The following is a 14,680-nucleotide window of genomic DNA, read 5'->3' as shown; positions in this document are numbered from 1 at the left end:
TATTGTAGAATGGTGTTTCCGCTGGCTATACAATATGCCAGAAACTTCTGTTATACTAAGCGGAACTAGCACTCTTGAACAGTTAAAGGATAACCTTAGAATATTTAATCAGGCAAAGCCTAATGTTATGTCAGAAGAAGATCAAAAACTCATTGCCTCAATAAAAAAAGCGTTTGAATCAAAAGCAAGCATAGGTTGTACTGGCTGCCGTTATTGCATGCCATGCCCAAGGGGAGTTAACATCCCTGAAGTTTTTAAGCTTTATAATAAGTATGAAATTGTAAAACCTAATCCAGTAGATAAGGTAGCTTATTCAAGAATGTTACTTTCCTCAGGTGCTGGAGCAGATAAGTGTGTTTCATGTAAATTGTGTATGAAGCACTGCCCACAAAGCTTAGAAATACCTGAGCTACTTAAAAAGGCACATGAGGTTTTAACCGAACCATATTAACATCTATAATAGCAATAAATTATACATTTATTATTTAAGTATAAATTATTTGGATTAGTTCAAGATATTTAAAAGGAGGCTTTAAACATGTCTAATGACTATGAAATTACACAACAAGCTCCAATCCAATCAGGTTTTGGACCTCAAACAACTGCAAAGGAGGTTTTAAATGGAATTAACCTAACTGGTAAAACTGCAATTGTTACTGGAGGATATTCTGGAATTGGATTAGAAACCACTCGTGCTCTAGCTGAAGCAGGTGCAACAGTCATTATACCCGCAAGAACACCAGAGAAAGCTCGTAGCTCAATTGCAAATATGCCTAAGGTTGAACTAGAAGAAATGGATCTAATAAATCCATCATCCATTGATGCATTTTCGCAGAAGTTTCTAGATTCTGGCAGAGCACTTGATATCCTTATCAATAACGCTGGAATCATGGCAGCTCCACTAAACAGAGATTCTCGAGGCTTCGAATCACACTTTGCGACAAACCATCTCGGTCATTTTCAATTGACAGCACGGCTTTGGCCAGCCTTAAAAAAAGCCGGAAAAGCAAGAGTTATTTCTCTTTCATCAACTGGAATCCGCTTTAGTGGTGTAAATTTTGAAGATCCAAACTTTAAAAATAGAGAATATAACAAATGGATAGCATATGGTCAATCTAAATCAGCCAATTCTCTTTTTGCAGTTGCACTTGATAAACGTGGACAAAAATACGGCATTCGTGCCTTTTCAGTTCATCCAGGCAGAATTACTTCAACAGATTTAATACGCTATATGTCAGATGAAGAAAAAAATGCAGGAGGCAGTGAATTTCAAACTACCGAACAGGGCGCTGCAACAAGCGTATGGTGTGCAACCAGTCCTCAACTAGAAGGAAAAGGTGGAGTGTATTGCATGAACGTTGATATTGCAAATGTCATCCAAGAAAGCTCTCTAACAGGAGAACTAGGGCAAATTATGACAGGGGTACTCCCATGGGCAATAGATCCTGAGCTAGCGGAACGCTTATGGAAACTCAGCGAGGACCTTACCGGCGTTATCTTTAAAACTAATTAATTAAAATAAAATGGAATAAAGATTATTTCTAACAAACTCGCCGAAAAATAATGCCATAAACTTTTGTAAATCTAAGGTTTCAATTATCACTACTAAGTTATAAAAAAGGTCAGGACTTCTTATACATCCTGGCCATTTTTTATATTCTTCTTTATTACATCATTTTTTAGTTAAGCAAATGAAGATTATTTTAAATATATTTTTCATAACAGTAAAAAGGAAGTTCTACTCCTGGGAAAAATACTTCTCCAACCTTATTATATCCAAAGTTTTCATATAATTTAAGTGCATTTTTGTTTTCACTGTAAGCATCTAATCTAATGAAATCATAAGCATTTTTATTACAAAATTCCTCAATAAATTTTAATATTGTTTTTGCAATTCCTTTTCCTTGAAAATTAGGATGCACACACAATCTATGAATAGCTAAACTCTTTCCTTCATTGGTGGAAGAAACTATTCTATTAAGACCTTCCTCTTCTTCTTCATTTATTGCAACATAAGCAACTGATCTGTTATTGTGCTTCATAACATAACAATTTCCATCATCAATATCGTTTTCTACAATATCTATAGTAGGATAATATTCATCCCATTGAAATATTCCTTGGCTTTTCATAAGTTCTGTACATTCAGAAATTATACTAATAATATCTGATAAATCTTGCCTTTGACCTTTAATGATATCCATATCTATTTCCCCTTAAAAATCTTTTATCAATTCTTTTTATTACGTTTGAAGTAAATTATAATGCAAAGACATATTCTTCCCCATCATCTGGTATTAATACGTTAGAAGAAATTCCTTTTTCATTAATAAAGTTTCTTAATTCCTCTCTAGATAATGTCCAATGATTGAACGCTTCCATATGACTAGCAATAATTTTTGCCTTGGGTGCAGCTTTACAAACTTCATAAACATCATCTTTTCCCATTACTAAAGGGTTAGAGTTTAAGAATTTATTATTTCCACTGTTTACAACAATAATTTCCGGTTTATGAGTTTCAATAACTTCTTTAACACCTTCATACCATACGGTATCTCCATCTACATATAAAGTTTTTTCATCTTGGTGTTTAAAGACAATACCAGACACATTACCCATAAGCTTTACTATTTCTCCAGTTCCATGCTGCCCATTTGTTTTAGATAATTTAATAGTCTCAAAGATAGTATTTTCGTGTAAAATTTCAATATTTTTAAAACCAATTTTCTTTAATTCTTTAGCATCTATTTCATCTTGCACAAACAATTTTATATTTTTAGGTAATATCTCTTTAGCCACATCATCAAAATGATCTCTATGTAAATGAGTCACAATTACAGCATCTACATTGATAATTTCATCAATTGATGTTGGTAAATTAACTAATGGATTAAATTCATCTTGTCTTAGCGAATTAGGATAAGGTGGATAAGTCCCCTTATCTGCTAAAACTGGGTCGATCAATAACTTTTTTCCTGCATATTGAACGATTATTGTAGCATTTCGAATTTGTTTAATATTCATAATTTCAACTCCTTTTTTATCTACGTACAAGTTTATACTATATAGAATTTGATTTACATAGATAAAATCAAGTCTTTTCATGTTTTAACTTGAATAATGAAAGTAATTATAATTCTTTCTTTTCTATTTAAAAAAGAGCACAAAATACTTATGTTGCTTCATTTATAATAATAGTTAATCTATAATTTACATAGTTATTTAGTTCCACCAAAAATTTATCCAACATTTCGTTAGATGGAAATTTACATTCTAGTAGGTAACAGCCCTCACCACTAATTTTGTAATTATGTATTATATAATTCTCTTGTGAATTTATAAATGAAAGATATGGTTTATGAAAAGTACTTTTAGTATAAATGTTTAACATTACATGAGTAGATAATCCTAACTTTTCTTCATTAACTTTGATGGTATACCCTTCAATAACCCCACTATCCTCTAATTTGGCAACTCTAGCTGAGGCTGCTTGCCCTGTTAAGTGTACCTTTTCACCAAGTTCTTTCATTTTAATTCTGCTATTTTTAGAAAGCTCCTCTAAAATACACTTATCCGTGTTATCTAACATTTTTTCAATTCCTTTCCTTGTTTCACAACTCATTTATTAAATTTAAAAATTTAATAATATCATCTATTTTAAATTTTTTTAAGTATTTTATAAAAATTATTTGCGTATTCTTCTAAAGATATTGAAGAATATTCACACCAATTCTTAGCTAAAAAGTGATCATAAAATATATCAATTAGCACACCTGAAAGTCGCCTGTTTATTTTTGAAATTCTTTCTCTACTCCTTAAAAAATCCGGATGTGAATCCGTAAAAGTATCCATCTTTTTATGCATGAAAATCCCACACTTTATGGAGTATTTAAATTCATCTTCCAAAGACCTATTCACAAAATCTCCAAGAAAATTTCCTAGCATATTTTCTTCACTATTATCTGAAAGACATATATGAGCTAAATAATTCATTTTTTCTTCTTTCAACTTCCAATTATACAATTTTATCATCTTTATTGCCTTCTTGAAATAGAAAAAATTAGTAGTAATTGCTATTGCAGTTATGGTTTCTAGCAAATTCGCTTCACTCATAAAAACCCCCGGGGATTTTTTGTGAAGGAAGAATGACTGAACTTAATATAAAAATCTTTATCAATAAAAAAGAATTTTAACAATGCTCTTGTGCATTATTAAAATTCTTTTTACATAATTATAATTTTTTAACCTTGAATTTATCCTTGTCATTTACTATTTTAATATTTAAATTATTTAATAATTTATCCAAACTTTTTATTTGATTAATATATTTTTTATTATTTTTTTCAATTACCTTTTTTATCATTTTAATTATAGATTCTTTTTCTTCAGCTTCTAATTTAATTCTTTGACATATATATTCTCTGTTAATGTGAATTAATGTAGTCCAAATTTGTTCTTCTACTATGTTGTTAATATTCATCATAACCCAAGTGAAATCTTTTCTTCTATCTTTTACAGGGTATGCCTCCTTAAAGAATTTTATAAAGGCATCTTCTTCTTTAGGCTCCTTTTCAACTACATATTTACCAAACTGATTTTTTAATTCATTTTGAAGATACATAACAGTATTCGGTTTAACTTTATCTGACATCTTCTCAATATTATCATAGATAAAATTATAAGTATCTTGAATCTTTTCTGGGTCAGCCTCACCCTTTTTTAGTATCTTAGCAATATCAATATATTCTAAAATGTTCTTCTTACAATTTAATTCTTTGTTATATAACTTTTCCCATATTTCTTCTGCATTTAAATTTTCTAAGCTTAAGTTTTCTTCCATGCTTACACTCCTTGGTATCTTTTAAGATACTATGTATTAAAATAATTGTACTCGTAAAAATATTTGTAATAAATTATTATCCAGGTACGCGATAATTTTATCACAATAAAATAAAAGGAGCAATTATAATGAATAATATCTTTAGATTTTACTTTTTCTTTAAGAATCACTTAACTTTTAAAATTAAATATTAGTGGTTCTTCATTAAGATTGACGTTATTAAATCCTTCATGCAAAAAATCTGTAAAATGAAATTTTAGAAATTACTTTTATAAGATTCCTACTCATAACTTCAACACTTTTTGATGGTCGTGCCAAATTATCCGCCATCCTTTCTTGAAAATTCGTTTAGAATTTATCATTTATTATTTAGCCTAGTATTTTTTTCTTTGATAGTATTTATCACTTCATTACATAGGATCATCAAAGCACTAATAATACTTAGTACAACTACTCCAATATATAAAAACCTATTGTAAATAAAATTTTCTATAATAGGTAGTAATATTAGAAAGTAAATTATAATTAACGGATAAATTAACTTTCTAAATTTTCGAGTCTCTATAAACTCGGACATACTACCAATAATTAAAAATATTGAAAGTATTGTCTCCATTTTTGCAGATAATCTCACATTAAAAAGTATAGTTATAAACCCAATTATGCCAGCAATAAATATAAGTTTGTTTATTATCATCGTTACTGGTTTTAATTTCATCAATATCATCCCCCATTCTAAAGCATTAGTATATATATAATTGAGTTAATTTACTTTATGTCAAAATGATATTCTTATCGTAAAATTTCATTTATGGTATAAAAAAACACATCATTCATTTAGAATAATGTGGTTTTTAGGATTGAATTTAAGAATATTGCATTCTAAACTAGCTACAAGCCCATTTAAGCATATGGCAAGTTATAACACCCTTAATAATTATTATTGATTATTAATAGCAAAGAATATTAAGACCAGTATTCCAATAACTATAACGCTAGTAATAATTCTTGTAAGCGAATTTCCTTTTGTTAACTGACTTAAATCACCTATCTGCGAACGGTTTACTGAGTCAGTAAAGTTAGCAATTGGATTTTTTTTATATTCTTCTATTTTACGTTTATCTTCTCCATCCATAATTTTATCCTCTATTACTAAATGATTTAGCAAATATACATTTACTACTATCCATTAACAATAACATACTTTGAAATATTATATCTCTCTATTTAATAGCCACTTCTCTCCCCATATTCTTATTGCATATAAAACATTGTCGAAATCTTTTCCCTTTTCTGTTAGGCTATGTTTTAATATAATGTTGAAATATAGCCTTAAAAAATTATAGGTGGATTGTCCACCTATAATGCTCAATGTTGGAACTTATTACATTGCAATTATTCTCCTTGGTGAATAATCACAAACCATAACTTGAATAATAGAGTTATAGCATAACTGTCTAAATATAACGTCTCACTTTATTCATATATTTTATATATTCTTCTCCGAATTTCTTAATACACCATCTTTCTTCTGAAAGAATAATCCAGTGTGCGGATACTTGAAAACAGATTAATAACGCAAATAATATCAAGGAATGTGTTAGCAATGCACACCCTAAAAAATAAATAAAATATGCAATGTACATAGGATTGCGGGATACTCGGTATAATCCATTTAAATTTATTCCATTCATTTTAGGCTTAGCATAATTTAGTATAGATACAGCATATAAAATAATTCCTAAACTATATACTCCTAAACCTATGTAAAACCAATCAGAGTCAGTTTTGATTTTGAGTAATAATAGATATAGTAAAATAAGGACGGTTGTAATTTGATAAACCCAGAATGCTACTTTTTCTCTTCCGATTAATGGAGCAAAGAAACCTGCACGTTTAAGTGATTCTTTGTCTATTATACTTAAAATCCCATACCTAATAAGTATTAGTGGTATTACTGTCAAAAATGCATTCATTTTACCCCACCTTTTAGTTTCTTGCTCTATAACATTTCTATTTTAGTTATTCGTCTTTTCTAACTATTGTTCATTAGATTATAGTCCTGTATAATACTTATTGTAACATAATTTACAAAATATCACACATACATTGATTCTCTATTTTTTAAATCTTTTACTTTGGTATATGAATATACCACATTGCTTTGAACTATAAAGTTTTTAGCCTTTATTATTTCTTTATCTGTATCAAATATTTGAAGCCATTTGAACCACTTAATATAGTTGTTGATATATTTTATTGCAACATCATTAAACCTATTCATCCATTTCTTTAAATTACTGTGTAGAGAATTAATATGTTGAATATGATATAATCCTTCCTTATGTTTACCTCTTTTTATACGTTTGTGTTCTAATGATAAATCATTTGCAAATTGTATATAACTTTTATGACTATCAGTACAAAGTATAGACTCATTGCTTATATATCCATCATATAATTTTTCTAATTCCTTAGAGGTAATTCTACCTTTACATGATAATTCCATGATTAAATTACCCTGTCTATCAATAGCAGTAGCAATGCAGACTTGTTCCTTTGAGATGCCTCTCTTCTTAACTTGTTTGCCTCTTTTACGAGAGTGTCTTGGCATATTTATCTGATTAAATCTTTTTGGTTCTTCATGCAGCTCACCTAATATAAAAAAAGCCAATAATCTAATAAGGGTGATTATGTAGCAAATTCGCTTCGATCACAAAAACCCCCGGGGGTTTTTGTTAAGGAAGAATGACTGAACTTGATACAAATTGATAAGCCGCAGTGCTCAAAGGTAGAACGTAGCATACTAAGCTGTACTTTATTATTCAAGATTTTTTACATATTATCTCGTAATTTCCTTCAAATTTATCTCCTTCTATAAAAAGCTCATATTTATCGGTTTTCTCTATTTTTATATCCTTTTCTCCCTTTTTCCCTGTATCAAACTCATAAATTAAGTTTCCTTGAGAATCAACAAATCTTAGCGATAATTTTCCATCTTTGATAGTTGATTTATAATTAAATCGTATAATATCTCCTTGATTAAAATTAATTGTATAAGGAATTTTTGAAGAATCTGTCCATTCTCTATTTGTACTCATACGCCTAGTTATTGATGTTGTTTTATTATTTTCTTTTATAACTGTGTAGCATGATAATAATGTAATTAATCCAAAAAGTATAATGCATACAAAAGATTTTTGATGAGAATTTAATTTCATGATATCCTCCTTTATTAAAATATTGTGATAAAAATATAATCAGTTTTAAAGAATTATGTATTAGTTTCTTAATAAATCATAGATATTCTACAATCATATAAATACTATGCCATCTTTCCTTCTAAAGATCTTATTTTTACCGGCTATATTCTAATAATAAACATAATTTTCAAAGAATACCTTGTTATATTTCTAAGGATTTTCTAAAGATTATTTAACTTAACTTTATTCTTCCACTATTAAGCTAGATATCCCGAAGGTTTAAATTTTAACCAGTGGATATTTTTCAAGGCAAAATAAAATTAATAAGGAACCGTCAAAAAAATAACTAATAATTATACTTGTACATTTTGTATACTTAACTTGTTATTTTATTTCTGATTCCTTAATTAAAGTAATCTAATAATTATTCCAATAAATTAATAACCTTCTCATCTTTACCACAACACTTTTTATATTTTTTTAAACTACCACATGGACAAGGATCATTTCTTTTTATATCCTTATTTGCCTTTAAGCTAACTACATTTGATTTAATATCATTAGTGGTTGAACCCTTATATCTCCATAACCTAATTTTCTTAACAAATTTATTCATCATACTAGATGCAACATATCTGGCTTCGTCATTTTCAATATTAATTAATTCTATCATTTTATCTACTGCATCTTTAGGTTCATTCTCTTGAACATCAAAAATCAAGTCTTCCATCATAGCTATTAACATGTCTCTATCTACTCTAAACATATTAGTAAACTCTTTATAAAAAGTTTTTCCTGCTTTACTATTATAAACCCAATTTTCTTCTAACATATTTAATAATTCTTCTTTCGAAATCATGGCATAACTTAAATCTTTTTCTGTATCTATATCCTTTAATAGTTCATCAAAATTATCTATTTCATTATTAACAATAAACATTCCTTCTTCTCTATATTCATTGTAGTAATATGTTGCCTCTCTAATTAACTCTTCTAATTCACAATTTTCTATATTCAAATATCTTTCTATTATCTCTTTAGCATCTTTTAGTTTTAAAATACCATATACTTTATTCATTGCCCTAAAGATATTTACAATTTCACTATTGAATTTTATTAAACGTCTATATTCAATATTATTTCTTTCTTTGATTAATCCTTGTACTATTTCAGGCATTAAAAATATCGATATCCCATCTTTTACAATTGGAAAGAGCATTCCTTGCTGTATAAAATATACGCTCTTATCTGCTTCCTCTTCATCAATATCATCAAAATGTTTTACACCTTTGCTATCCACATAACTTCTTAAAATCTTATATCTTTCTTCGTCAAAGAATAAAGCTCTTTTTTCAACCAAATTCTTATATTCTTTAAGTAATGTTTCAATTAATTTTTCTTTATTTAAACCTGATATCTTATTTACTCCAAGATTTCTTGCTATATTATATATTTCATCTTTAGATAAACAATTTATTAATTCATTTAAATCAAAAGAATAAACTCTTTTACTTAGCTTTTTCTCTATTTTATCAGCAAGTTTATCTAACCCATCTTCTATGCTTCTGCAATCCTCACATAGCCAACCATTTTTTTCATCACTAAAATAACTTGCTTGTTCTCCACAGTTTTTGCATTTATTATTTTCTTTTTCCTCTTCATTGCACTTTTTCATCTCAATGCATTTACCTGTATTTTCTTTTCCATTTTTTATTTGTTTATTATAATCATTCTTTTTCTTCAAATAATTCTATCTCCCCTGTATATAAAATCATGCTAATTCCTAAGTACAAATTTGATTTTATATATAAATTAAATTTAAGTCAACAATTCATTAGTACTTTCTATTTTATCTGATAAAATACCAAAGGCTATTTCAAAATTGAAATTAAATTCCTATTTTGAAATAGCCAACTCTTAGTTCTTTATTAATTTTTTAAGAAATTAATCATTCCAATGCAGTCTCAAATTTTACACTTGCCATCTGAACAAGTTCCTAAACTATTATTTTCTTGACTTTGTTCTTCCACTGTAAATTTCTCTATTGGTAATGAGAGTTCTTCTTTTCTTACTTTCTCCAATATCTCTAAAAACAACTCAGGTTGTTGCGCACCAGATATTGCATATTTATTATTAAATACAAAGTAAGGAACACTGTTTATTTTAAGCTTTGAGGCGATTTCTTCGTCCCTTCTCACTTCCGCTCCATACTTATCTGATTCCAATACTTGTAATGCTTTATGAGTATTAAGACCAACTTCACCAGCTAGGCCAGCCAATACTTTATAATCAGATATATTTAGTGAATCTATAAAGTATGCTTTTAAAATTCTTTCTGCTAATTCATTCATCTTTCCTTCTGTTTTTGCATAGTGTGTTATCCTATGTGCATCAAAAGTATTAGTTGGAATTAAATTATCAAAATCATAGTCAAGACCAATAGCCTTAGCTTGTTCAACAATTTGATTATTTGATACTTTAGCTTGCTCTACTGATATGCCATACTTTTTTGCTATTATTTCATGAATATTTCCATCAAATTTCTTTTTAGCCGCTAAATCAAGCTCAAAGCTTCTAAAAACTAATTCAATTTCATTCCTATGTTCAAATTTATTTAAAGCAATTTCTAATCTCCTTTTGCCCATATAGCAAAATGGACACATAAAATCAGACCATACTTCTATTTTCATTTCTAACACTTCCTTCCGAGTATTTATATTATAAAATTTTAATTAAAAATCAAACTTTCTCTTAATTCTCTCATGTTAATTCCTACATTAAATAAATTAATAGAATTATTGCTAATATGGCTAAACCACCTTGCTTTATAAAAATACAAAAACTAAAATTTATCTTTTTTATAGCATTACAAAGCATTTATTACAATTTAATTGTAATAAATGTAATTGCACTTGTCAATATATTTTTGCTGTAATTAGTACATAACTTCAGTAGCAATTATTCTTTATCTGCAGTCCTTTTACCAATTTCGATATCATGTATACTCTACCGAACATTTAAAAGAAAAACTTAATTTTTATAATGTACAATATCTATTGAATAATAAGAGAAAGAGCCTATAACAGCATTTTTACTTATGCGTGTTATAGGCTCTTCGTCTTTGTATCTGGCTCTTTATCTAAACATTAGGCACAATCAAATAAATAACAAGCCCATTTGCCTTAACTATTTCATTTCATCAATTGCAGTTTTACCAGCAATTCTTCCGAAGGTAAATATATCAGTTAATGCATTACCGCCAAGACGGTTACCTGCATGGATACCTCCAGCAACTTCTCCAGCAGCATAAAGATTTTTAATTGGTTTATCATTTTCATCTAATACGTGGGCTTTAGTGTCTATCTTAAGTCCACCCATTGTATGATGAACTGCTGGCTTTCTAGGAGTAGCATAAAACGGTGCTTTTAAAACTTTTAAGCTAAATGTATCCTTATGGAATTCAGGATCAAAACCAGCATCAACATATGAATTATATTTATTAATAGTGTCTACAAGAACTGCAGGATCCATACCAACTTTTACTGCTAGCTTTTCTAGGGTATCGGCTCTAAATAAAGTACCAGCTTCTACCTGACGGTCTAACTTTTCTTGACTTGTATTAGCTGCAGTTTTCTTTATTTCATCATCAGCTATAAGGTAGAATAAACCACCCTGTTCAATTGCAGCTTTTGTTAATACATCTCTTCCAGAGAATTCATTAATAAATCTTTTTCCTTCTTTATTTACCATTACAAAGTTTTCAGGAGGTACTTGAACTCCACTGAATAGTTCACCAGTTTCAGGATCAGCTACAGGCATCATTTGGGTAAAGCCCATTCCTGTAAGCGCTGCTCCTACAGATTTACCAAGTACTATTCCATCACCAGTCATAGCATATGAATTTGTAGTTTTTATATCATCAGCTATTTCATTCCAGTAAGTGTTGTATTCTTTTAGCATCTTTGTGTTTGCACCAAAACCACCACTTGCAAGGACTACTGCTTTTGCATGAACAGTTATCTTTTGGCCATTGACACCAGTTGCTATAACTCCTTTTATTTCACCATCTTCTATGATAAATTCTTTTACAGGGCTATCAGTAATGATTTTTCCTGAGTTATCTTGTACATATTTTGTTAGTGCAAGTATAAATGATGAACCATGGCTTTTTGTAGGCTTATGACCACGACGCCAAAGTGCACCAACTGGAGCAAATACTATGCTCTTATCATATTCAACCCCTATATCTTCTAGCCATTTAACACTTTCTAAAGCTCTATCTGTAAGTATCTTTACTAGGTCATATTGGCCGTATATTGTGTTACCATTAAGGTCAGTTCTTTTACCACCAAAATATGTTTGCATTCTGTGAAGTAGTGGAGAGTCAAATAGATGTCCTTTTTGTGTTTCAAACTTTTTCTTGTACTCTGAAAATTCTTCTCTAAGTGCACGGAAATCATCTATGTATTCTGGATGAATTGAGCTCTCATCTGTATCTAGTAGTTCTTCAATTGTATGTCTTTCTCCTTTATTTTCTTCAAACTGCATCTGCCACTCTGGATCTGCAGCATTGACAGGACCACCTGAACGTATTGTATTTCCACCTACTGCTGGATATTTCTCAAGAACAATAGCACTTTTGCCATTTTGAAGTGCTGTTGCAGCTGCACTTAATCCAGCACCGCCTCCGCCTACAACTACTACATCACAAGTATATTCTTCGTCTTCTTTTATAAGACTGCTAGCAGGCTTTGGACGTCTCTTAAGTATATCAGGGTTAACTCCTGCAAGTTTAACTGCTTTGGCCACACCATCTAATACAGCATTACTAGTTTCAGAAGCACCAGAAAGAGCATCAACATTTAATGTCTGTCCTTCAATTATTTTATCTGGTATTCTTACAAAAACTACATCTGCAAGTCCTTCTGTCTCTCCATCTGTATTTATATCTATACTTTCTATTCTGTCTTCACTAAAGGATACTTTCATTGGAAGACTTCCACTATGACCTATTGCATCTACCTCATATACTCCTGGGTTAAAGGTAAACTCTTCTTCTTCGTTAAGTTGATTTGAAATATTTGCAAAACGCATGAAGCGTAAGAAGCATATTTCTAAGAAGTCTATGGTTCTTTCATTATTTAGATTACCTTCATCATCAAATGCTTTATTTGCACTTCCAAGTAAAAATTCATATCCTGGCATTACATTTGCATCAACACCAGGTGCATCTAATATTTGACGAAGATGTAGCTGTGCACGAGAAGAACCTTGACTATCAAGAGAAGCACCAATGATCATTACTGGTTTGCCAGCAAGTGGGTGAAGATCAAAGCTTAGCCATTCAATTAAGCTTTTAAGACTAGATGGAATTGAGTGATTATACTCAGGAGTAGCTATAATAACACCATCACTTGCTGTAATCTTATTATTGAACATCTGTATCACTTCACTTGAGGATTGATTATCAGATTGATTAAACATAGGAACATCTGTAATCTCAAGTATTTCTATTTCTGCCTTCGACTCAAAGTATTTTTTCATAAACTGAAGTAGTTTACGATTATATGATCTTTTTGCACTAGTTCCAACAATTGCTATAAATTTCATTGATATTAATCCTCCTACTCTTGCCATGTGAATTTTTTAACTTTTTTATGTAAAACTTTTTCTGCTAAAAGTTTTGATGTAATATCTGTAAATAGAAGAAACTCTCTAAAAATTTCATCAAGTTCTGATAGCTTATCTGAATAGATAAGATTTCCTGCGCTATCAAATGCACCTTGTGATTTTCCTAAAAGGAATTCACTGCTTGGCATGATTCTAGCAGCAAGCTCAGGTGAATCAAGTATTTGTCTAAGATGTGCTTGTGCACGAGAAGAACCAAGTGTACCAAGAGAAGCCCCCACTATTAAAACAGGCTTGTCAGTAAGTGCCTGACTAGTGTAACTAATCCATTCAAGAGCACTCTTTAAAACCGCAGGTATGGCATGATCATACTCTGGAGTTGCTATTATTACTCCATTTGCTTTTAAAATTTTATCTGATAATTCTGCTACCTTTTCAGGAACATCAGAATCCTCTGGTTCATTAAAGGCAGGTAAATCCTTAATTTCATATAGTTCTATCTCTGCCTCACTCGAAAAATGCTTTTGCATAAATTGAAGCAGCATACGATTAGTTGACACATCTGAGTTAGTGCCTACAATTGCTAAATACTTCATAGTAATCCCCTTTCTGTATTTCAAAATTTCATATGTTTGATATAATTTTAACATATTAATTATATTGTATCTAATAGTTATTTATTGAAGTTTGATAACATATTTGTTATAATCGAACACAAGAATCAAGTGAAACTTGATTCAGGTGGAGTTTGATCTCCATCTGAATCTTAGTTGAACTTATACCCTCAAGGGGTACCTCGTCTAGGGTCGTGCCACTGTTTCACAAATCACTAATGTGATTTGTATAAGTTCGATTAACCAAATACAAGATTTGGATTCTCATTTATCCCCCGTTTAAAGAAGTGGGGGTATTACAGTGGCTAGACATCAGATAAATGAGTTAAGGCACTATCACATAAATAACAAGTCCACTTGCAAGGCTATTTGGGACTCGTTATTTATTTTCATAT

At 29.8% G+C, this 14,680-nt stretch carries 15 protein-coding genes and 1 pseudogene; 2 read left to right on the top strand and 14 right to left on the bottom strand.

The annotated features are described in order from the left end of the window. On the top strand, positions 1–451 hold a 451-nt coding region (locus CLOBL_RS24135), incomplete at its 5' end, for a 4Fe-4S dicluster domain-containing protein (RefSeq protein ID WP_179117827.1). Between the two features lie 87 nt (positions 452–538). Continuing rightward, a complete protein-coding gene (locus tag CLOBL_RS24130; protein WP_077861346.1) occupies positions 539–1,513 on the top strand; it encodes an oxidoreductase in 975 nt (324 codons plus the stop codon). Between the two features lie 190 nt (positions 1,514–1,703). Here CLOBL_RS24130 and CLOBL_RS24125 read toward each other — a convergent pair whose 3' ends face one another. The 14 genes and pseudogenes from CLOBL_RS24125 to CLOBL_RS24060 form a co-directional block, all read right to left on the bottom strand. After that, positions 1,704–2,204 (bottom strand): GNAT family N-acetyltransferase, encoded by a 501-nt coding sequence (locus CLOBL_RS24125; protein ID WP_077861345.1) that lies wholly within the window; start codon positions 2,202–2,204, stop codon positions 1,704–1,706. Positions 2,205–2,259: 55 nt separating this feature from the next. Further along, a complete protein-coding gene (locus CLOBL_RS24120) occupies positions 2,260–3,024 on the bottom strand; it encodes an MBL fold metallo-hydrolase (protein ID WP_077861344.1) in 765 nt (254 codons plus the stop codon). A 148-nt stretch (positions 3,025–3,172) separates the two neighbouring features. Then, positions 3,173–3,589, bottom strand: a complete 417-nt coding sequence (locus CLOBL_RS24115) for an Lrp/AsnC family transcriptional regulator (RefSeq protein ID WP_077861343.1) — start codon at positions 3,587–3,589, stop codon at positions 3,173–3,175. Between the two features lie 68 nt (positions 3,590–3,657). Further along, complete coding sequence (locus CLOBL_RS24110) at positions 3,658–4,113, bottom strand: ACP phosphodiesterase (protein ID WP_242953908.1); 456 nt, start codon at positions 4,111–4,113, stop codon at positions 3,658–3,660. Positions 4,114–4,231: 118 nt separating this feature from the next. Then, positions 4,232–4,840, bottom strand: a complete 609-nt coding sequence (locus CLOBL_RS24105; RefSeq protein WP_077861342.1) for a hypothetical protein — start codon at positions 4,838–4,840, stop codon at positions 4,232–4,234. A 358-nt stretch (positions 4,841–5,198) separates the two neighbouring features. Continuing rightward, positions 5,199–5,558 carry a hypothetical protein gene (locus CLOBL_RS24100; RefSeq protein WP_077861341.1) on the bottom strand — a complete coding sequence of 120 codons (360 nt, stop codon included), beginning with the start codon at positions 5,556–5,558 and terminating at the stop codon, positions 5,199–5,201. 222 nt (positions 5,559–5,780) lie between these two features. Continuing rightward, a complete protein-coding gene (locus CLOBL_RS24095) occupies positions 5,781–5,975 on the bottom strand; it encodes a DUF6366 family protein (protein WP_077861340.1) in 195 nt (64 codons plus the stop codon). A 322-nt stretch (positions 5,976–6,297) separates the two neighbouring features. Then, entirely contained in the window at positions 6,298–6,816 is a 519-nt protein-coding gene (locus CLOBL_RS24090; RefSeq protein WP_077861339.1) for a methyltransferase, read from the bottom strand. A 122-nt stretch (positions 6,817–6,938) separates the two neighbouring features. Next, positions 6,939–7,457 (bottom strand): annotated as a pseudogene (locus tag CLOBL_RS24085) (IS1595 family transposase); the annotation flags it as partial. A gap of 208 nt (positions 7,458–7,665) precedes the next feature. Further along, a complete protein-coding gene (locus tag CLOBL_RS24080) occupies positions 7,666–8,061 on the bottom strand; it encodes a hypothetical protein (protein ID WP_077861338.1) in 396 nt (131 codons plus the stop codon). Between the two features lie 406 nt (positions 8,062–8,467). Further along, a complete protein-coding gene (locus CLOBL_RS24075; RefSeq protein WP_077861337.1) occupies positions 8,468–9,787 on the bottom strand; it encodes an SEC-C metal-binding domain-containing protein in 1,320 nt (439 codons plus the stop codon). 220 nt (positions 9,788–10,007) lie between these two features. Continuing rightward, on the bottom strand, positions 10,008–10,733 hold the full coding sequence (locus tag CLOBL_RS24070) for a DsbA family oxidoreductase (RefSeq protein WP_077861336.1): 726 nt from the start codon (positions 10,731–10,733) through the stop codon (positions 10,008–10,010). Between the two features lie 496 nt (positions 10,734–11,229). After that, the gene (locus CLOBL_RS24065) at positions 11,230–13,653 is read right to left on the bottom strand and encodes a flavocytochrome c (protein WP_077861335.1); all 2,424 of its coding nucleotides are present in this window, start codon (positions 13,651–13,653) and stop codon (positions 11,230–11,232) included. Positions 13,654–13,667: 14 nt separating this feature from the next. Then, positions 13,668–14,267 (bottom strand): NADPH-dependent FMN reductase, encoded by a 600-nt coding sequence (locus CLOBL_RS24060; protein WP_077861334.1) that lies wholly within the window; start codon positions 14,265–14,267, stop codon positions 13,668–13,670. Positions 14,268–14,680 lie beyond the last annotated feature (413 nt).

Origin of the sequence: Clostridium sp. BL-8, assembly GCF_002006495.1 — a bacterium.
GTDB lineage: Bacteria > Bacillota > Clostridia > Clostridiales > Clostridiaceae > Clostridium.
The sequence above is the reverse complement of the archived record's forward strand: the minus strand, read 5'-3'. Positions and strand labels throughout refer to the sequence as shown.